The sequence below is a fragment of the Mesorhizobium sp. P2_D1 genome (assembly GCF_056404455.1).
Window position 1 is genome coordinate 19,627 of sequence record NZ_JBFUDZ010000077.1, and the last position, 18,577, is coordinate 38,203.

An 18,577-nucleotide genomic window follows, 5' to 3' on the forward strand; every position below is an offset into this window, starting at 1 on the left:
AACGATCGAACTAGACCAGAGCCCACAGCGCAGTCGGCGCGTCAGAGTCAAAGCTCGACTTTGGCGACGTTGTCTTTGTATTCGTCTTTGGGATCGAACCCGAGCAACATCTTGATCCCTGCCATTACGCTCGATCCATCCAGCCAAATCTCTGCCTCCCGCGGATCGAACCGCAGCAACGCTAGCCTCGGATCATCTTTCCCGCCCTCAAACCATGCGGCCACAAAGCGATTCCAAAGCCGATCGATCGTTGCACGGTCGTTGTCGAGCCAAAGATTCCCCTGCACTGTGGCGAACAGATCGTGGCCTTTGGACGTGAAGGTCGCGGTCGCTTTGCTGCCATCCGTCAGACCCTGAACAAGTTCGGTGTCTTTCGCCGTAAAGAACCAGACTGGACCATTTCCGTCAGTCTCCATTTGTGCAGTCATCGGACGAGGAATGACCTTGGAGTTATCGAGTCCGATCATCATCGTCATATCGGACTTCAAGGATGCCCAGAACCTGGATTTGAGTTCCGCGGGGGCTGGCATAGGCGTTTCCTTTCGAATTGGCGAAAGGGGACAAACGACTGTTGGGCATGTCGGTTCCGACGGGGCCGGCGATTGGTGAAAACGTTCCTTGCTGGAGTGATAAAACTGTTCGGTCTCGCGTGAGATTCGTACCAGGGAGATGGAATGATGCCATCTCGCTTTTCGGTCGACGACCCTTCGACCGATGCCGCTCGGATCTAGGTGCGGGCAGGGTGCCTGCTTCGCGCGGCCATCTCGGCGACTAGCGCAGTTCACCGTTTCACGGAAACGGCGAACCGCTCTACCTCTTTGTTTTGACGCAATTCCCTGAGGGAAAGCGCTACGCGCTTTTCCCGGGAAAACCGTTTCACACTTTTTCTGGAATTGCTCTAGTGCGCCCTATCATAGCCGCAGGGCGACCTTCCTTCCTTCATGGAATGCGTAGGGCGCCTGGCGTGGAGCGGCGGCATCGCCTACCTCTATGAAAGGTTGCGATGTGCCTTTCAACTCTTTCGCCAGCCAATCCGCCGCCACGTTGGTGGTTGCGAGAACAAGGCAATCGCCCGGTACGAAACTTTCTTCACGGGTGTTGTGGTCGACGACGGTCACGCCGTCCCCGTGCCATTCCAGAACGCTGACGTCCACGAACCATTTGACGCCAAGCTGGCGCAATGTCCGTCGCAGCGGGAAATCGGCAGCTGTCCGCTGCAGTTCCTTGCCGACCAGCGGATCGGGCGTGAGAATGGTCACTTGATGGCCATCCTCGGCAAGTTTCCAGGCTGTGCCACCGCCGCGCCAGCCTCCGCCCTCGTCAAGCAAAAGCACGCGCTTGCCGGGTCGCGCATGGCGGGCCATCACGGATTCGATCGAGAAGACATTGCCCTTTTCGATGCCTGGCAGGCTCGGCATTGCCGGCAGCGCCTTCTGAAATCCGCTTTCGGGAGACACCGACCCCGTGGCCAGGATGACGGTATCGGCTTGGAATGAGGGGATTTCCGACGCCTCGACATAGGTGTTCAGCCGAACGTCGACGTTCAATTTCTCAAGCTGGCGCTCATACCAACCAAGAAGGTCGAGGATTTGCCCTCGGCGCGGCTGCAGCCCGGCGAGCAGAAAGTTTCCGCCCAGTCTGCTGGAGGCTTCGGCCAGCACCACGTCGTGACCCCGTTCGGCGGCAACGCGTGCCGTCTCGAGGCCAGCGGGCCCGCCGCCGATGACAAGCACCCGTTTTTTGATGACGGCGGCCGTGAACCGGTCACCACCCCATTCGAACTCGCGTCCTGCCGAGGGATTGATCAGGCAGCTGATCCAGTAGTCGCGTGAACGGCGGCCCCAGCACATCTGGTTGCAGGATATGCAGCCGCGCACATCGTCCGGCCGGTCTGCCGCGGCCTTGCGTGCCAGATGCGGGTCGGCGATCTGGCCCCGCACGATCGAGACCAGGTCTGCAGCCTTCTCGCCGAGCACCGTTTCGGCGTTTTCGGGTGTCCTGATATGGCTTTCGGCCACCACGAGGGCCGTCTTGACMACGCCCTTGAGGGTCGCCGCAAGATCGGCGCCAAGCTTCTCCGGGTAGAGAAAGGTCGGCATTATCTTGTAGAAATCGAGGTAGCTGCCGGTTCCGCAGGTCACGTAGTCGATCAGCCCCTGCTCATCATGCAACCGAATGATCTCCGCCAGTTCCTGGCGACCGAGCGCGACTGTGTAGTCGGGCTCATCGCTGACCGAAAGCCCAACGATAAAATCTCGGCCGCATGTTTCCCGGATGCGGGTCAGGATCTCGCGCGAGATCCGCGTGCGGTTTTCGAGCGAGCCTCCCCATTGGTCTTCGCGTTGGTTTGTCCAGGGCGTCCAGAATTGATCGATCAGCCCGACATAGGCAGCCCAGACTTCGACACCATCGAAACCGGCTTCCCGGCAGCGGCGCGCGGCCTGAACGAAACCGTCGATGGTCTCCCAGATCTCATCCTGCGACATAGCGTGGGAGCCGTCGCTGTCGTGATAGCTTGGAAGGCCCGAGGGCGACCAATGCGCATGAAATGAGTTGTCCGAATCGCCATGCGCACCGACGTGGTAGAGCTGCTGGATGGCGATCGCCCCGTGGTCCTTGATCGCCCGCGTGACCTGCTGGAAATGAGGAATGACGCTATCGTCGCCAGGCCGGAAATTGCCGCGTGTCAGCACGGCGGCCTGATGGACGGGCATGGGTTCGACAACAATCATGCCGGCCCCGCCAATCGCTCGTTCGGCATAGTAGGCAACGTGTCGTTCGGTCGGCACGCCATTTTCGGCCATGTTGGCGGTGTGAGCCCCAAACACGATCCGGTTTCGCAGGGTGCGACTGCCCAGCTTTACGGGTGAAAACAGATGCGGAAAGAGTTTTGACATTGTATCTCACCTGCGGGTCGGAGGACGGCCAAGCGCCTCGTGTGGCAATCAGGAGGCTTGTCCCATACTCACGGATTTCTGAAGCGCTGCAGCAAGGCCGTCTGCCACGGCCGCTTCAAACCCACCTGCGCGCATGGCCTCGATTGCTGCTGCGGTGGTGCCGCGGTAGTCGAGGAAGGTCTGGACGATGTCTTTGGGATTGTCTGCGCGAGCCTCGAGGAGTTTTCCCGTTCCAATCAGCACCGCGCTGACGCTCCTTCGGGCAATGTCCGGGCTTATTCCTCGACCGACGGCATCGTCCATCATCGCTGCGGCCAGGAGGGCCGGAAAAGCCGGGCCGGATCCGGTGAGGCCCGTCAGATAGTCGATATCTGCTTCACTTTTGACTTCATCGGCGGCACCACAGGCCTCCAGAATCCGACGGGCGACATCGCGGTCATCCGCAGTGACACCCCGAGAGCCTATCCAGGGAGTATAGGAATTGCGCACCTCAGCCGCAGCATTCGGAAGCGTGCGCACGACGCGTTCGGTCTTGAGACGTCGAGCCAGTTGGTCGAGAGGCACTCCGGCCATGACCGACATGGCGAGCTTGCCAGACGCAGAGATGTCGATGGCAGGCCAGTCCTGGGGGCGGACCGATACGATGATGACATCGGATCGATCGGCCAGTTCCTGATTGTCCCTGGTCCATGCAGCGTTTGGCAGAAAGCCGGGTTGCCCACTTCTGTAGGAAAGCGTGAGGTGCTCAGCGGCGACTATCTGTGCATCGATGATGGCCTCGGCGATGGCCCGTCCAAGCCAGCCACCTCCACCAATTACTCCGATGCTCAAGGGTTCGCCCATTGTCGAAACTCTTCCTCAACCCGCCGAATGGCCATGTCTGGCGAAGAACCGATCCAGCTCCCGCTTCTGTGGGGCCTCGCCCGTAAAAATCTCAACGTAGCCGGGAATGCGCTTCATGCGGACCGCGAGATCTTCCTTGGTCTGCATTGAGATGTAACCGATCTGCACGAGGTAGATGGTGCGCGCCCGAACGTCGGCTGAGCTCTCCTCATAACCGAAGCGGACGAACATCTGGCTCATCGCGTCGAGGCGCGTCTGATCGGCTGTCTGTACCTCCGCCAGGATCTCAGGAGATTGAAGCGCCCAGCTTCTGACTGCGAACTCGAACTGGGAGTCGAACAAGGTCATGTCGAGCCAGCAGTCGAAAACGTTCAGCATCGCTTCGGCCACCGTCTCGGCATAGGCCCCAGCCTGCTTGACGAGGTTGCCGGTATTCTTGTCCCGCCAGCGGGCCACGAGGGCAGCCAGCAACTCTTCTCGATCCTTGAAGAACCAATAGAAGCTCGTGCGGGACAGGCCCAACTTCTTGGCCAAGGGCGAAATTCTCACCGTGTCGACGCCGGATTCGAGAAGCAAGTCGTAGGCGGCTTCAAGCCACCCCTCTGGCGATCCGCGCCATCCGCTGTCGTTCGAAATCTGCTCCATGGGCGACCAACCTAACAAAATGAAAAAGTGAAAACCAGAAAAATGTACACCTGTGTCGATTTGATCGACCTAAGAGAACTCAAACTTGACATATCTGTACATTTTCAAATAGCGTTTGCGCCTGCCATCCCAGCCCGGAGTCCGTCAGATGTCGAACGATCCCCTTCTGCAGCCGTACAAACTCAAGCATTTGACCCTTCGTAACCGCATCATCGTGACGTCCCACGAGCCGGCCTATCCGGAGGATGGGATGCCGAAGGAGCGCTATCTTGCCTACACGGTGGAGCGGGCGAAAGGTGGTGTGGCGATGACGATGACGGCTGGGTCGGCGGCGGTCTCGAAGGACAGCCCCCCGGTTTTCAACAACCTGCTCGCCTACAAGGACGAGATCGTACCGTGGATCAAGCAAATGACCGATGCTGTGCACGAAGAGGGCGCCGCCATCATGATCCAGCTGACCCATCTCGGACGGCGCACCCGCTGGGACAAAGGCGATTGGCTGCCCGTTGTGGCTCCGTCCCATCATCGTGAAGCCTCACACCGAGCGTTTCCCAAGAAAATTGAAGACTGGGATATCGAGCGCATCATCAAGGACTTCGCGGACGCCGCCGAACGGATGAAGGCAGGCGGCATGGATGGCGTCGAGCTCGAGGCCTACGGCCACCTGCTCGAACAGTTCACGTCTCCCCTCACGAACGAACTTGACGGTCCTTATGGCGGTTCGCTCGATAATCGCATGCGCTTCTGCATGGATGTCTTGAAGGCGATCCGGTCACGGGTGGGCGAGGACTTCATCCTGGGCGTGCGATATACCGCGGATGAATGTCTCCCCGGCGGCACTGGCAAGTCGGAAGGCCTTGAAATCTCCAAACGCCTCAAGGAAAGCGGACTTATCGACTACCTCAACGTGATCCGCGGCCACATCGACACCGACGCGGGCCTGACGGACGTCATTCCGATTCAGGGAATGGCGAACGCCCCACACCTTGATTTTGCGGGCGAGATTCGTGCCGCGACCAACTTCCCGACCTTCCATGCGGCGAAAATTCCGGATGTGGCGACTGCGCGCCACGCGATTGCGTCGGGCAAGGTCGACATGATCGGGATGACGCGCGCTCATATGACCGACCCACACATCGTGCGGAAGATCATCGAAAAGCGCGAAGACGAAATCAGGCCCTGCGTCGGCGCCAACTATTGCCTTGACCGCATCTATCAGGGCGGGGCGGCATACTGCATTCACAACCCCGCCACTGGTCGCGAGCTGACCATGCCGCACATTGTCGCCAAGGCCGAGACACGCAAGAAGATCGTCGTCGTCGGCGCAGGTCCGGCCGGCCTCGAGGCCGCCCGCGTGGCGGGTGAGCGGGGACACCAGGTCGTGGTCTTCGAAGCCGCGAGCGGACCGGGAGGGCAAATCCGCCTGACAGCACTGAGCCCGCGCCGCAAGGAGATGATGAGCATCATCGATTGGCGCATGGCCCAGTGCGAAAAACACGGAGTGAGCATCCAGTTCAATAGCTGGGCAGAAGCGGAAACCATCGAGGCTGAAAACCCGGACGTCGTCATCATTGCCACGGGCGGGGTGGCGCACACCGACGTCCTTTCGAAGGGCAACGAGTTGGTGGTGTCCTCATGGGACATCATCTCCGGAGACGTGAAGCCGGGAACAAACGTCCTCATCTACGACGATGCGGGTGACCACGCGGCCCTCCAGGCCGCGGAATTTCTTGCGGGCGCCGGGGCGAAGGTTGAAATCATGACGCCGGACCGGTCCTTTTCACCCGAGGTCATGGCAATGAACCTCGTGCCGTACATGAGGTCGCTTCAAAAACTCGATGTGACCTTCACGGTCACGTATCGGCTGGAGTCTGTTGAAAAGAACGGCAACCAACTCATTGCCCATGTCGGCAGTGACTATGGCGGCGTGTCCAAACAGCGCATCGTGGATCAGGTTGTCGTCAATCACGGCACCATTCCGCTCGACGACATCTATTTCGAACTGAAACCGAAATCGACCAACCACGGCGAGATTTCGCACGATGAACTCATCACCGGACAACCGCAGTCGGTGGTGCGCAATGCGCAGGGCCAGTTCCAACTCTTCCGCATCGGCGACGCCGTTTCAGCTCGAAACACCCACGCTGCGATCTACGACGCACTTCGCTTGGCGAAAGATATCTGACTGGCGGGGCGGACAAACTCGTCCGCTCAATCACAAGAAGGGTTGGCCCGGCATCACCCGGCCACTCCAACGACGCCGCAACTGTCGTCAACCGGCAATTGGTACGGAATCGAACTATCGATTGATCTGCATCTTGGACGAGATCAAAATGAGCCGGAGGTGATCATGGGGAAGGAGCCACATGAGCATCGCCAGACGCACAACAGGACCTGTCGGCACTGCCAGGGACTTTCTGGCGGTAGAGCTGGCAAGTTCGCGGTACGGCGATATCATCTCGGTCAAAGCGGCAATCGAGGCAACCCGCAGGGACGCGCCTTATCTGCAGGATACAGATGACGAGTTGACGGAGGAGATCGTCGACTTGGCTAGGGAACTGGGACTGGCCGTCCTTTTTGACGCTCGCGATTGATCGATTGCCACGGGCTCCGCCAGCCGCCGGTGCCGGTCGGTGCGAAATCGGCAATTGGCTCATTGCCAACCCGGAAGGTGGAACACCGAGTAGACTCTCATGGTCTCGACCGGCCCGGCCTGGCGGTACCAAAGATTGATTCCTTCCCAGCGGTTGCCGGCTCTTGTCGAAGCATCATCGCGCGATAATTCCCTTGAAGGCGTGGGCGCTTCTCCCTCTTGACAGGAGACTGCCATGAAACATCAGACACTCGATCAACTGCATGCGGTCGCCAAGATTGAAACTTCGGCCGCATATTCGGAAATGACACGCAACCAGCGCATCGAACGCTGGGCGGAACTTCTGGAACAACATCCCGAGCGATGCCTTGCCGCGTTTACAGGTACCGAATATCTGCACATGGAGGATCGTGCCAGCGTGCGGGGGGACGGATCAGCACTTGCCGTTGCCTTCGACGATCCGGTGTTGCGTGCATGCGGCCTGAAGGATGACACGTATGGCGAGGCCAGGCGGTTCTTCAAACTGAGCGACTGGCAACTGCACGAAATCGTCTGCGATTGTCATGTCGGCGCAACCATGAAAGCACATTGGGCTGCGGCGCGGGTTCGCACAACGCTCGGAGGAAACGGATTCTTTGCATGGCTGAGGCAAAGGATCATGTACTGAATTGGCCGGTTTGAGGTGAGGATCGTCACCTGTCCGGACCTCGATACGATCCCCACCTGACCGGTTTGGGTCAAGCTGAAGACGGCGTAGGTTGCCGGGGCAACATCTTCGTAGTCATAGCTGTCGCCGCTTGGGACAAACCAGACGGAGAGCGTTCTGGTTGCCGGATCGTATTTGGTGTTTCGGATCACAGTCGACGGCATTTTGGGCACCCGTTGCACGCGTTGCTCTGCATCACCTACCCTGTGGATAGACCCCAAATACGCCCATCATTCCAAACATCCGCTTGCAAGAAGCCCTAGACTGGGAATCTAGGGGAATCGGGTGGATGTCGAGCAAGCCGAGTAGTCGCGTCGTGTTGTGCACGCTGCTGGCGATTGCCGGCTRCACTTCCGCGCCGGGCAAGGACTTCTTCACCGAGACCATCGACAGCCTGCATGCCAAGAACTCGCCCTTGCGGTCGGGATATACCGGGACTGGCGCCGTCACGTCGGCCGCCCGCCAGGCACAGCGCTTCAACGGCGCGCAATATCAGGGCTCGGGTCAGTTCGTCTCCTCCGGAGCCCCCGTCACCAAGGTGACGACCGATGGCTCGGGCCAGTTCGAGCTCAATCTGGTCAACGCGCCGATTGCCGAGGCGGCCAAGGCCGTGCTCGGCGATGCGCTTCACCTCAACTACATCGTCGACCCGCGCGTGCAAGGCACGGTGACGCTGCAGACATCGCAGCCGGTGTCGAAGGATGCGCTGGTCGACATCCTGCAATCGGCGCTTGCGGTGAATGGCGCCGGCATCACCAACCGCGCCGGCACCTACCAGGTTGTGCCGCTTTCCGAAATCATGTCCAGCACGCCGCCGGTCAGCGTGCCGTCGACGTCACCGTCCGGCCCCGGCGTCAAGGTGCAGGTGCTGCAGCTGCAATTCATCGCGGCCGATGAGATGAAGACCATTCTGGAACCGATCACCCGCCAGGGCTCGGTGCTGCGGGTCGATTCCACCCGCAACCTGATCACCGTCGCCGGCAACGACAGCGACCTCAATGCCATTCGCGAAGCGGTTTCGGTGTTCGACGTCGACTGGATGCGCGGCATGTCGGTCGCGCTGCATCCGCTGAAGACCTCCAAACCGGAAGCGGTTGCCGCCGAACTCGATTCGATTTTCGGCACCAAGGATGGGCCAGGCGCCAAGCTCATCCAGTTCATCCCCAACGACAGGCTGAATTCGGTGCTGGTGATCACCTCGCGCCCGGCCTATCTCGCCCGTGCGGCGAGCTGGATCAACAAGCTCGACAGGCTGGCCGAGACCAACGAAAGCCAGCTTTTCGTCTACCAGATCCAGAACCGCCCGGCCAAGGAACTGGCCGCGGTGCTGAGCTCCGTTCTCGGCACCACCGTCAAGACCGAAGGCGACTCGGGCGGCTCGAACGTGTCGCCCGACCAGACCCCGATCGCCATGCAATCGGATGGCGTCACGCCGGTGCCGTTGACCGGGCCGTCGCCTTCGCTGCCCCCGCAGGACGGACAGCCGCCCGCCCACGCCACGGTCGTCGCCGATATCGAAAACAATGCGCTGCTGATCCAGACCACGGCGCGCGACTACGAACGCATCGAGCAGATCCTGGCCAAGGTCGACGTTCTGCCGACGCAAGTCATGCTGGAAGCCGTCATCGCCGAAGTCACGCTCAACGACGAGCTGAAATACGGCCTGCGCTGGTTCTTCGAGAATGGCGGCATGAAGATCTCGCTGTCCGACGTGGCGAAGGGAGCCGCCGCGGCGGCACTGCCGGGCTTCAACTGGAGTTACGCAACCGACAACATCCAGGTGACGCTGAACGCGCTCTCCAGCATCACCGACGTCAATGTCATCTCGGCGCCAACCATCATGGCCCTGAACAACCAGAAAGCGATCTTGCAGGTCGGCGACCAGGTACCGATCGCCACAAGACAGGTGGTGGACCAGTCGTTCGGCAGCGCGCCGGTCGTCTCGGTCGAGATGAAGGACACCGGCGTCATCCTGACAGTGACGCCTCGCATCAACAATGCCGGCAGGGTCATGCTCGACATCGAGCAGGAGGTCAGCAATGTGACGAAGACCACCAGCTCCGGCATCGATTCACCGACCATCCAGCAGCGCAAGATCCAGACTCGCGTGCTGGTCAACGACGGCGAGAGCCTGGCGCTGGGCGGCCTCATCCAGTCGCGCAACAATGTCGACCGCACGCAAGTGCCGATCCTTGGCGATATCCCGATCATAGGCAACGCGTTCAAGCAGAAGACGGACAGTATCGGACGCACCGAACTGATCATCTTCATCCGGCCGCATGTTGTCCGCGACATCAACGAAGCCCGCGAAGTGACGGACGAATTCCGCGGCAAGATCAGCCTGCAGACGCCGATCCAGAAGCGGCGCGGCGGCACCAAGCTGCAACAGGATCTGAAGAGGCTGGCGTATTGACGATGGCCACGCACCCATCTCTCGTGCTGGCTGCCACGGTCGCCCTGGCGGCGGTTCTGGCCGCGATTTCGATCGCCGATTTCCGCAGGCAGATCATCCCGGACGGGCTCAACCTGGCTCTGGCCGCCCTCGGCCTTGGCTATCAGATGGCGGCGGAGGCGGACGGCCTGCCGCTGCGGCTCCTGTTTGCAGCCATGACTTTTGCCGTTGCCTGGCTGATACGGCGCGGTCATTTCCTGATGACCGGCAAGATCGGTCTCGGCCTCGGCGACGTCAAGATGCTGGCCGCCGCCGCATGCTGGATCAGCCCGCTGCTGTTGCCGGTGCTGCTGTTCATCGCCAGCGCCAGCGCCCTGCTGTTCGTCGGCGGGCACGTGCTTGCGACAGGGCCTGCAGCGGCGCGGGCTCGTGTTGCCTTCGGTCCGTTTATCGCCATCGGCCTCGGCTGCAGCTGGGCGCTGGAGCAATTTGCAGGTTTGAACATGGGACTGCTCTGATGATCACTCAGCGCTTCACTCGACTTTCCGAAAAATCCGGCTGCGCCAGAAAATCTGTCGGTGCCAGAAAATCTGTCGGTGAAAGCGACCACCGCGAGGGCGGCTTCACCCTGGTCGAGCTCCTGGTCGTGCTCGCCATCATCGCGTTGATCGCGACACTGGCCGCGCCGCAGGTCCTGCGCTATCTCGGCTCGGCCAGGACCAACGCCGCCAAGGCGCAAATTCGCAACATCGAAAGCGCGCTCGAGCTCTACTATGTCGACAACGCGAAATACCCGACCGCGGAGGAGGGGCTCTCGGCCCTGGTCGCCGCGCCTGCCGGCGAAGCGCGCTGGAACGGACCCTATCTCAAGGGAACAACCGGCCTGAAGGATCCGTGGGGGAGGCCTTATTCCTACGAAGTGAAGGCCGATGCGAGCGGCGTGGTCATCCGCAGCCTGGGCAAGGACGGCAAGCCGGACGGAACCGGCGAAGACCAGGACGTCAGCAACTGATGGCGGCCGGGATTCATTTCGTGCGCGGCAGCACCTGGGCATTTGCCAGGTCGAGGCGTGCAAAACCTCTCGCTGAATAGGCCGCACCATCCCGCAGAACCGAGATGGTGAAGCGCACGGCGGCGGGCAGGCGCCGTGGCACGGTCCAGCTCGGCGACCATGACGAGGCCGCCGCCGCACCGTCGAGATATTCGAATTTCATGGCGCTCACGCCGCCGATCAACCGCACCGGTTCGCCCGGTGTCGATGTGCCGGGTTCGCTGCCGCGCCGTGTTTTCTGGACGATGGCCAGCGCGCCTCCGGCCTGTCCAAGCGAAACAGCAATTTCGCGCAGCGTGGAGGATTTGAAACCGATCGCCTGAACGGCGCTGAATTCGATCCGGGCACCGTTGCCGTTGAGATAAAGCACCATGTCCGGCGACGACTTGGACAGGGGCAACGGCTCGGCATGGCTGATCGCCGCTTCCAGAAACCGCGATGCGGCATCGACCTCCATCTGGAATTCGGTTGCCTTTTCGATGCGTATCATCGTTCGGGTCTGGCTGAGGAAGACCATCATCAGCGACGTAATCACGCCGATCAGGGCCAGCCCGACCAGCACGTCGATGAGCGCAAACCCCTCGACCGATGCCGATGGTCCCGGCGGCGATTTGCGGCCAGGCCGACGGGCGCCTGGAAGACGTTTCCGCAGCCTGCCGGCTCGGACCTTGGAACGAGTGCGCAAAAACGGGCCGCTCATGGGATGGCCGGATCCCGCACGGGCACGAAGGTCAGAAACGGCCCGCCTGGAAACGCACCGCCGCTGCTCTCGATGACAACAGCGGTTACCCTTGCCTTCGACACGTCTATCGTGCGGGTCTTCAGGGTCCAGCCGGATTGAGCCGTGTGGATTTGGGCTTCGTAGTCGGCCAGCATCACACGCACGGTTCTGGCCGCTTCGGCCTGGCGCTTGGCCACGGCGATGCTGCGGCTCGCCAGCACGATCGACTGGCTGGCGATACCAAGCACAAGCGCCAGGATGGTCATGGCGACGATCATCTCGAGGATCGAAAATCCGTCTTCGGGGGAGGGCTGCGACGATGACCCGGTCATGGCAGCGCGCGCCATGTCGGAAGCCCGGTCAGCCAGTTGACCGCGATGCGCGCGGTCCGGCCTTTTTGCTGCAGCGAGATATCCATGCCGGAAGCGCTGCCGTCGGGAAGGAAGGTGAGGACCGTCTGCCGGTCGGCGACGACGGTTTCCTGGCCGGTGACCACGGTCATTTTGACATCGTCCGGCAGGGCGACGATGTCTCGTTCGCCAAAACGGATGATGCGGGTGCCGAGATCGACAACGACCTGCTTCGGCCTGGCGGTGGCGATTGCCGATGTGCGCGACAGGCGCAACCGCATGGTGATCTCGCCGGCCAGCGTCTCCAGGTTCTTGGTGCGGTAATTGCTGACGAGCCCCGGCGCGGCGATCGCCGCGACGAGGGCCATGATCGCCAGCACGACCAGCATTTCGACCAGGGTAAATCCGGCCGTTGCGTCCGTCGATGCGCTGGCTTCCGGCGCGGCCGTCATTGCAGCGCCAGATCGTTGATGCTGAGGATCGTGGTCATCACCGAAATGACCAGGCTGCCGACGAGAAAACCGAGCGAAATCGTCAAGGCCGGCGTCAACAGCTTCAGCACCGTGTCGATCCGCCGCGTCAGCGTCAGCTGAAGCATTTTCGCGGCGCGATCCAGCACCACCGGAAGCGCATTCGCCTCTTCGCCGAGCGAGACCAGCGACATCGTCGCGTTGTCGAAAATCCCCGCCTTGACGATCGCGCCATGCAGGCGGGCGCCATTGGCGACGGTTTCTTCGATCGAAGCAAAGCTTGCCGCCAGTGAACTCTGCCTGGAAACGTTGGCGGCCAGCCCAAGCGCCTCGGTCATCGCCACGCCATTGCCGAGCAGCAGCGCAAGCGTTTCCAGGTAGCGCGCGACCACGGCATCCCTGACCAGCGCGCCGATCAACGGGACCTTCAACAGCCAATGTGAAAACTGTTTTCTGGCGCCAGTGGACCGGGACAGGAAAAGATAGGAAAGCAGGCCCAGCACCGCCGCCAGCGGGAAGACGAAGGGATAGTCCCTGAACACCGTGCCGAGCGCCGAAAGCACGGTCATGGTGAACGGCTTGGGGGCGGATGAGCCTTCGAAGATCGGTTCCAGCGCCGGCACCAGCACCGTCGCCAGAATGACCAGCGCCCCGCTCATGACCAGTAGCAGGAAAGCCGGATAGGCAAGCGCCTCGACGATTGCCGCGCGGCGCTTGGCCGTTGCCTCGAACGTATCCGCCAGCCGCTGGCATATATAGGCCATCTTGCCGCTGCGCTCGCCGCTGGCGAGCAAGGCGGCAACGTCGGAGGTGATGCCCGGCAGGCCGGCAAATGCTTCGGCGATCGGCCGGCCGCCTGTCGTGAGATCGAGCACCGATTGCAGCTGTTGCCGCCGCTGGCGGTTGGCCTCACCCGAGATAACCGCGTTCAAGGCACGGTCGACCGTGAAGCCGGCGTTCAGAAGCACTGAAAGCTCGGAAAACAGCCGGCTGAGATCGACCCTGCGGGTGAACGTCAGCGCGCTGCGCCCCGGCAGGCGAAGCTGCTGCCTTTCGCCGTTCACCGGGGCAAGATGGTAGGAGCGGCGGCCCTGCTGCGCCAGTTTGCGGGCGGCATCCTGCTTGGTCGATGCATCGAGGACGCCGGTCTCGGTGCTGCCGTCGACGAGATAGGCGCGATAGGCAAAGGCCGGCATCAGTCACCTCCTGCGAGATCGATGACGCGCCGGACTTCGTCCATCGTGGTGACCTGCGACCGGGCAAGCGCGGTTGCGTGGACCGACATCGGCACGAGATCGTCTTCGGCCGCAATCTTCCCGATCTCCATTTCGCCGGCACCCTGGTCGATAAGTTCGGCGATGCGCGGCGACACCTGCAGCATTTCGTAGGTCACCGTGCGCCCGCTGTAGCCGGAGCCGTTGCAGGTCCGGCAGGCCGGAACTGTTTGGTCGGCGCCATGGCAGGTAGGGCAGATACGCCGTAACAGCCTCTGTGCGATGACGCCTCTGATCGTCGCGCCGAGCAGATAGCCGTCGATGCCCATATCGCGAAGGCGCGTGAGTGCGCCCGCGGCACTGTTGGTGTGGAGCGTCGAAAACACCAGATGGCCGGTCAGGGCTGCCTGGACCGCGACTTGCGCCGTTTCGCGATCGCGAATTTCACCGAGCAGGATGATATCGGGGTCCTGCCGCAGGATCGAACGCAGGGCAGCGGCAAAGTCGAGGTCGATCGCCGGATTGACCTGCAACTGGGTGATGCCGGCCATCCGGTATTCGACCGGGTCCTCGACGGTGAAAATCTTGACGTCCGGCCGCGAACGTTCCGCGAGGATGGAATAGAGCGTCGTCGTCTTGCCGCTGCCGGTCGGCCCGGTGATCAGCACGATGCCGTTGGCGGCTTGCGACATGTTGCGGATTTTCGCTTGCGCGGCGCCGTCGAACCCCAGCTTCTCCAACTTCAATTCGACGCCCGCGCGGTCGAGGATTCGAAGCACGATGGCTTCGCCGTGGATGGACGGAATGACCGAGACGCGCAGGTCGACGTCGCGTCCGCGCACGGCAATGCGCATGCGTCCGTCCTGCGGCAGGCGCCGCTCGGCAATGTTGAGCCGCGACAGGATCTTGATGCGGGTGGAGATGCCGGACAGCATCGCAATCGATGCGGTGTCGACGGTGGACAGCATGCCGTCATGCCTGAAGCGGATGCGGACGTGATCCTCGAGCGGCTCGATATGGATGTCGGTGGCTCTCGCATCGACCGCCTTGTGGATGGTCTCGGCGACGAAGCGAACGATCGGCGCCTCGCGCGCGAAATCCTTCAACCGTTCGAGGTCGTCGGGGCCGAAATCCAGGGTTTCGCCACCGTTGCCGCCATTTGCAACGGCCGCCATGGCCGATTGCTCGATGCGGTCGATGCATTCGGCGATCATGCGCCTTGGCAATATGCGCAGCGCCAGCGTCCGCTCATAGTGAAAGGCGAGCGCGTCGATGGTTGCCGACGAGAACGGATCGGCCACGGCGACGACCAGCCGCTCGGCGTCCATCTGCAACGGCAGGATCGCATTTTCACGCAGATAGGCCAGCGGCACGCCTGCCAGCATTTCGGGGCTGACCTGTTCGGGAATCTCGACCGGCGTCGGTGCGTTCAGGTAGCGGCTGAGGCTGTTGGCAAGGTCCTGCTCGCCGATCAGGCCGAGTTCGGTCATCACCGTATCGAACGGGTGTCCAGATGTTCGCGATGCCCCCAATGCGCGCTGGGCGGCGTGCGCGGTCAGCACCTTCTCGCCCTCGAGAAAGGCAAGGAACGCCTCGATCCCCTGGGTCTGGCCCTGGGTCTGGCCAACGGGCTGCGAAGACGCGTTCATGAGCTCCACCCGCGCAGGATCCGCGCCGCCTCGGCGCCGAAAAGCACCTCGCAGCCGGTTGTGCCGATGGCTGGCGGCAGTGCGGTGGCTGCAGTGACCGGGCTTCGGGCAACGCGTTGGAATGCCGTCGGGCTGAGCGGAGACCTCTCGATGATGAACCCGGCTTCGGCCGTGATCCCGGATCCGTCCCGTCTCACGACCACGTCGACCGTGTAGGCCGATGCGTCGGCCGGCGCTTCGGTGACCGATGCGCTGCTGGCGCCGGCAAGAGCAGCGCGAAGACGGTTCGGCGCGCGATCGGCGCTGATCGTGCCGCGCTTCGAGTTGACTGTGAAAACAGCATGGAGGGTCTGCAAAGGCATCGACGCAAGGGCCGAAAACTCCTGCAGTTCGGACACCGATTCGAACGGCGCCTGCTTGTCTTCGGGAGGCCCGACAGGGCTTCTGGGATGGCCAGCGAACAGCGCGGCATTGTCACGAAACCGGATCRTGGCCCTGGCCAAGGCTTGCGCCATCTCCCGCTGGAAGCCGAGCGATGCGAAACCAAGCGCCAGCAATTGGTCATCCGCGGCATTGAGATCGATCAGCCCGTCATGATCCTGGACGTGGACATCGAAGCTGAAGCCTCCCTCCCGGCACGCTGCGGGTGTGGAATCCAGCGGCAATGTTTTCGCCCCCGAGCCCCCGACCAATTCGCTCGCAACCACATTGCCCAGGCCTTCGGCAAGCAGCGACAGGCGTTCCTGCTCGACCTCGTTGTTGGCGATCATCAGCCGCGTTTTTGCCGTTACGGCAAAGGGGACGACTATGGCCGAGACGATCAGCATGAACACCAGCACGGCGACCAGCGAAAAGCCGCTGCTCGCGCTTTCACCCCCTGCGTTCGGGCTTTCGTGGCGGTCGCTCATAGTTGCGGTTCGTTCGGCGCTGGCAGCGGGACATCCGGGGCCGCTGGCGGGGCATTTGGGGGTGGTTGCGGGGCGTTCTTCCATGGCGGATAGAGCGGGACCCGCGCCACCTTGCCATTGCGCTCCAGCACGGCCTGATCCTTGTCGATCGCCGACACCGTCCAGCCGTCGACGGTCTCGCCGCTGCCGTACCAGATCGCGGTTTCGCTGCCGGCGACGCGCATCAGGGCCTTCGCCGCCCCACCGTGAATGCTGATGCCCAGAAGCGCAGGCGCGGCGGCGGGCGGGGCCTCGGGCGGTGGCGGCGTCTGTTCGACGGCGGCCGCGACGACCGCAACCGGCGGCGGCCCGGCCGGCGGTGCGACGAATTTCCGGCGCATCGGCGTGAACAGCGGCCGCTCGAACGTCTCGCTGAAATTGCCGGCCTCGGGAAACTCCAGCGCTCCCGCCGCCGAGGCCAGGCCGCCGTCATRCCCCTTGCCGGAGGCGACCGGCGAGATGTCGAYCGGCGTGTCGTAAAGGGCGACATTGACCAGGACGAGCCCCACGATCATGGCCGCAATCGCCAGCCCGGCGAATTTCCGGGTCATGGCTTGACCCCGCCGGGCGCCGGCGCCACCGGCGTTTGCAGCGGGCCGTAAAACAGGATTTCGGCAAAGATCTCCGGGTCGCCGGTGCGCCCGGCGACCGGCCCGACGTCGGTCGTGCGCAGAGTGGCCTCGCGAATGAAAAGCACCGGAAGCGATGTTTCGATGGCGAGAACGGCGTTGTGAATGCCCTCCAGCGGTCCCGAAAGGTTGGCCCGCAGCCCGATGAAATCGACGCCCGCTTCGCTGAGCACCGGCGCATTGCCGGCCGACAGCACGTTGACCCCGTTGGCGGTGGCAATCGCGTTCAGCCGGGTCTGCAGCCCGCCGCGAATGATCGCCTCGCTTTCGCCGGTGAGAAACTCGGGATTTGCCGCGGCCACGGGGCTCGCGGCGCTGTCGAGGCGCTTGGCCAACGCCGCCACGCTCTGCAACTGGCCGAGAAGCTCGCGCTTTTCCTCGATCCCGGCTTGCGCCGAGGCGACGCTGTCGAGCCCCGCTAACACCGCCCAGGCCAGGACACAGGCCGTCACCGCCGCAAGGGCGAGCGCAATCAGGCGGCGGACCAGCGGGCTGGTGTTGAGGATCGCGGAGAGCATGGTCAGAGCGCTCCGATCTTTGCCGAAATGGTGAAGTGTTCGCCGTCCTGGCCAGGAACCCTGACCACCGGCGAGGCGAATTCGGGCGCTGAAAACAGCGGCGAATCGTCGATCGGCTTGATCAGTTCGGCGGCGGAAGCTGAAAAGCCAGTGATGGTCAGGTCGTCGCCCTTGGCCGAAAGATCGGTCAGCCAGGCCGAGTCGGGAAGCAGGTGTGTCAGTTCGGCCCAGACGCGCACCAGCGACGCGGTCGTCTTCTTTTCCGTGCGGATCTTTTCAATTTGCTCGATGCCGGTCTGGCGCTTCTGCAGCGCGGTGCGTGCCGCCCTGGCCAGCACCTGTGCATCGGCGATCTCTGTGTCCAGTTCCGCGCCGGCCTGCCAGGTGCGCCAATGCGCATGAGCGAAGGTGAACAGCGCTGCCGCGGCCAGCATCGAACAGGCCGTCACCCAGACGGTCCTGGCGCGACGGTCGCGCGCGGTCAGCGGCCAGATGGCGGCGAGGCTGAGCGCATCGGCCCGCAGCCTGCCCTCCGGCTGCGACAGCGACAGGCACCGGATCGACCCGCCGGTCCGGCGGACCGTGTCAAGGACCGCGGCAAGCGTCTTCGCCTTGACGACATGGTAGACGCAGTCCTGCTTGACCTGCCCGGCGAAGACGACATGCACTTGCGCCGGGTCGATCGGCGTCGAGGCCAGAAGGTCGAGCTCGGCCATGTCGCGCGCCAGCCGAAGCGGCAGCCGCCGCGCCGCGAGTTGCCGGGTCAGGAACAGCCCGGGCTGGATCCGGATATCGAAGCTTGGCCGCTTGCGCCGAGGCCCGCCTTGGAGAAGTGCCAAGATCTCGTCCGAGGACGCTGCGAGCGCCAACGGGATCGACTGGAACTCCGGCGCATTGGCCTCGCGCGCGCGGATGCCGTCATCCGCCAGGCTGATGATCCAGTCGCTTGTGG

The 18,577-nt window shown here is 62.6% G+C and carries 20 protein-coding genes; 6 read left to right on the plus strand and 14 right to left on the minus strand.

Translation table 11 applies throughout. The annotated features are described in order from the left end of the window. Positions 1-47: 47 nt before the first annotated feature. The 4 genes from AC1D0I_RS30140 to AC1D0I_RS30155 all read right to left on the minus strand — a co-directional run bounded on the left by AC1D0I_RS30140 (position 48) and on the right by AC1D0I_RS30155 (position 4,385). Entirely contained in the window at positions 48-530 is a 483-nt protein-coding gene (locus tag AC1D0I_RS30140) for a pyridoxamine 5'-phosphate oxidase family protein (protein WP_095091062.1), read from the minus strand. A gap of 381 nt (positions 531-911) precedes the next feature. Next, positions 912-2,897 (minus strand): oxidoreductase, encoded by a 1,986-nt coding sequence (locus AC1D0I_RS30145; RefSeq protein ID WP_477399676.1) that lies wholly within the window; start codon positions 2,895-2,897, stop codon positions 912-914. 48 nt (positions 2,898-2,945) lie between these two features. Further along, on the minus strand, positions 2,946-3,740 hold the full coding sequence (locus AC1D0I_RS30150) for a pyrroline-5-carboxylate reductase family protein (RefSeq protein WP_477399678.1): 795 nt from the start codon (positions 3,738-3,740) through the stop codon (positions 2,946-2,948). Between the two features lie 15 nt (positions 3,741-3,755). After that, the gene (locus AC1D0I_RS30155) at positions 3,756-4,385 is read right to left on the minus strand and encodes a TetR/AcrR family transcriptional regulator (RefSeq protein WP_477399680.1); all 630 of its coding nucleotides are present in this window, start codon (positions 4,383-4,385) and stop codon (positions 3,756-3,758) included. 148 nt (positions 4,386-4,533) lie between these two features. Here AC1D0I_RS30155 and AC1D0I_RS30160 point away from each other — a divergent pair, with 148 nt between their 5' ends. From AC1D0I_RS30160 to AC1D0I_RS30170, 3 genes are all read left to right on the plus strand, one after another. Further along, positions 4,534-6,570 (plus strand): oxidoreductase, encoded by a 2,037-nt coding sequence (locus AC1D0I_RS30160; RefSeq protein WP_477226589.1) that lies wholly within the window; start codon positions 4,534-4,536, stop codon positions 6,568-6,570. Between the two features lie 181 nt (positions 6,571-6,751). Then, positions 6,752-6,979 (plus strand): hypothetical protein, encoded by a 228-nt coding sequence (locus AC1D0I_RS30165; protein ID WP_477399682.1) that lies wholly within the window; start codon positions 6,752-6,754, stop codon positions 6,977-6,979. A gap of 234 nt (positions 6,980-7,213) precedes the next feature. Continuing rightward, the gene (locus tag AC1D0I_RS30170; RefSeq protein ID WP_477399683.1) at positions 7,214-7,645 is read left to right on the plus strand and encodes a hypothetical protein; all 432 of its coding nucleotides are present in this window, start codon (positions 7,214-7,216) and stop codon (positions 7,643-7,645) included. Here AC1D0I_RS30170 and AC1D0I_RS30175 read toward each other — a convergent pair. Next, complete coding sequence (locus tag AC1D0I_RS30175) at positions 7,540-7,848, minus strand: KTSC domain-containing protein (protein ID WP_477399685.1); 309 nt, start codon at positions 7,846-7,848, stop codon at positions 7,540-7,542. The genes AC1D0I_RS30170 and AC1D0I_RS30175 overlap by 106 nt on opposite strands. A 125-nt stretch (positions 7,849-7,973) precedes the next feature. Here AC1D0I_RS30175 and gspD point away from each other — a divergent pair, with 125 nt between their 5' ends. The 3 genes from gspD to gspG are packed head-to-tail and all read left to right on the plus strand — an operon-like array spanning position 7,974 to position 11,088. After that, the gene (gene gspD, locus AC1D0I_RS30180; protein ID WP_477399687.1) at positions 7,974-10,097 is read left to right on the plus strand and encodes a type II secretion system secretin GspD; all 2,124 of its coding nucleotides are present in this window, start codon (positions 7,974-7,976) and stop codon (positions 10,095-10,097) included. Between the two features lie 2 nt (positions 10,098-10,099). Then, positions 10,100-10,594: a prepilin peptidase gene (locus AC1D0I_RS30185; protein ID WP_477399689.1), complete on the plus strand. Its 495-nt coding sequence runs from the start codon at positions 10,100-10,102 to the stop codon at positions 10,592-10,594. Continuing rightward, positions 10,594-11,088 carry a type II secretion system major pseudopilin GspG gene (gene gspG / locus AC1D0I_RS30190; protein ID WP_477399691.1) on the plus strand — a complete coding sequence of 165 codons (495 nt, stop codon included), beginning with the start codon at positions 10,594-10,596 and terminating at the stop codon, positions 11,086-11,088. Before AC1D0I_RS30185 ends, gspG begins: the two co-directional genes overlap by 1 nt. 13 nt (positions 11,089-11,101) lie before the next feature. On the opposite strand, the gene AC1D0I_RS30195 is transcribed toward gspG, so the two are convergent. The 9 genes from AC1D0I_RS30195 to AC1D0I_RS30235 form a co-directional block, all read right to left on the minus strand. Then, the gene (locus AC1D0I_RS30195; protein WP_477399693.1) at positions 11,102-11,827 is read right to left on the minus strand and encodes a PulJ/GspJ family protein; all 726 of its coding nucleotides are present in this window, start codon (positions 11,825-11,827) and stop codon (positions 11,102-11,104) included. Next, positions 11,824-12,180 (minus strand): PulJ/GspJ family protein, encoded by a 357-nt coding sequence (locus tag AC1D0I_RS30200; RefSeq protein ID WP_477399695.1) that lies wholly within the window; start codon positions 12,178-12,180, stop codon positions 11,824-11,826. The genes AC1D0I_RS30195 and AC1D0I_RS30200 overlap by 4 nt, the downstream gene beginning before the upstream one ends. After that, positions 12,177-12,650: a GspH/FimT family pseudopilin gene (locus AC1D0I_RS30205; RefSeq protein WP_477301220.1), complete on the minus strand. Its 474-nt coding sequence runs from the start codon at positions 12,648-12,650 to the stop codon at positions 12,177-12,179. The genes AC1D0I_RS30200 and AC1D0I_RS30205 overlap by 4 nt, the downstream gene beginning before the upstream one ends. Next, positions 12,647-13,864 (minus strand): type II secretion system F family protein, encoded by a 1,218-nt coding sequence (locus AC1D0I_RS30210; RefSeq protein WP_477399697.1) that lies wholly within the window; start codon positions 13,862-13,864, stop codon positions 12,647-12,649. Before AC1D0I_RS30210 ends, AC1D0I_RS30205 begins: the two co-directional genes overlap by 4 nt. Further along, entirely contained in the window at positions 13,864-15,531 is a 1,668-nt protein-coding gene (locus AC1D0I_RS30215) for a GspE/PulE family protein (protein WP_477399699.1), read from the minus strand. The genes AC1D0I_RS30210 and AC1D0I_RS30215 overlap by 1 nt, the downstream gene beginning before the upstream one ends. Beyond that, a complete protein-coding gene (locus tag AC1D0I_RS30220) occupies positions 15,528-16,439 on the minus strand; it encodes a hypothetical protein (protein ID WP_477399701.1) in 912 nt (303 codons plus the stop codon). The genes AC1D0I_RS30215 and AC1D0I_RS30220 overlap by 4 nt, the downstream gene beginning before the upstream one ends. Next, positions 16,436-17,029, minus strand: coding sequence for a hypothetical protein (locus AC1D0I_RS30225; protein WP_477399703.1), 594 nt, complete (start codon positions 17,027-17,029; stop codon positions 16,436-16,438). The genes AC1D0I_RS30220 and AC1D0I_RS30225 overlap by 4 nt, the downstream gene beginning before the upstream one ends. After that, positions 17,026-17,625 (minus strand): type II secretion system protein GspM, encoded by a 600-nt coding sequence (gspM, locus tag AC1D0I_RS30230; protein WP_477399705.1) that lies wholly within the window; start codon positions 17,623-17,625, stop codon positions 17,026-17,028. The genes AC1D0I_RS30225 and gspM overlap by 4 nt, the downstream gene beginning before the upstream one ends. Positions 17,626-17,627: 2 nt before the next feature. Beyond that, positions 17,628-18,577 (minus strand): PilN domain-containing protein (locus AC1D0I_RS30235; RefSeq protein WP_477399707.1); only part of this gene is annotated, 950 nt, incomplete at its 5' end.

Coding starts and splice junctions, on each gene's coding strand:
- AC1D0I_RS30165 (WP_477399682.1), top strand. CDS start 6,752: ATGAGCATCGCCAGACGCACAACAGGACCTGTCGGCACTGCCAGGGAC.
- AC1D0I_RS30195 (WP_477399693.1), bottom strand. CDS start 11,827: ATGAGCGGCCCGTTTTTGCGCACTCGTTCCAAGGTCCGAGCCGGCAGG.
- AC1D0I_RS30210 (WP_477399697.1), bottom strand. CDS start 13,864: ATGCCGGCCTTTGCCTATCGCGCCTATCTCGTCGACGGCAGCACCGAG.
- AC1D0I_RS30205 (WP_477301220.1), bottom strand. CDS start 12,650: ATGACGGCCGCGCCGGAAGCCAGCGCATCGACGGACGCAACGGCCGGA.
- AC1D0I_RS30170 (WP_477399683.1), top strand. CDS start 7,214: ATGAAACATCAGACACTCGATCAACTGCATGCGGTCGCCAAGATTGAA.
- AC1D0I_RS30150 (WP_477399678.1), bottom strand. CDS start 3,740: ATGGGCGAACCCTTGAGCATCGGAGTAATTGGTGGAGGTGGCTGGCTT.
- AC1D0I_RS30185 (WP_477399689.1), top strand. CDS start 10,100: ATGGCCACGCACCCATCTCTCGTGCTGGCTGCCACGGTCGCCCTGGCG.
- AC1D0I_RS30175 (WP_477399685.1), bottom strand. CDS start 7,848: ATGCCGTCGACTGTGATCCGAAACACCAAATACGATCCGGCAACCAGA.
- AC1D0I_RS30160 (WP_477226589.1), top strand. CDS start 4,534: ATGTCGAACGATCCCCTTCTGCAGCCGTACAAACTCAAGCATTTGACC.
- gspM (WP_477399705.1), bottom strand. CDS start 17,625: ATGCTCTCCGCGATCCTCAACACCAGCCCGCTGGTCCGCCGCCTGATT.
- AC1D0I_RS30155 (WP_477399680.1), bottom strand. CDS start 4,385: ATGGAGCAGATTTCGAACGACAGCGGATGGCGCGGATCGCCAGAGGGG.
- gspG (WP_477399691.1), top strand. CDS start 10,594: ATGATCACTCAGCGCTTCACTCGACTTTCCGAAAAATCCGGCTGCGCC.
- AC1D0I_RS30215 (WP_477399699.1), bottom strand. CDS start 15,531: ATGAACGCGTCTTCGCAGCCCGTTGGCCAGACCCAGGGCCAGACCCAG.
- AC1D0I_RS30200 (WP_477399695.1), bottom strand. CDS start 12,180: ATGACCGGGTCATCGTCGCAGCCCTCCCCCGAAGACGGATTTTCGATC.
- AC1D0I_RS30140 (WP_095091062.1), bottom strand. CDS start 530: ATGCCAGCCCCCGCGGAACTCAAATCCAGGTTCTGGGCATCCTTGAAG.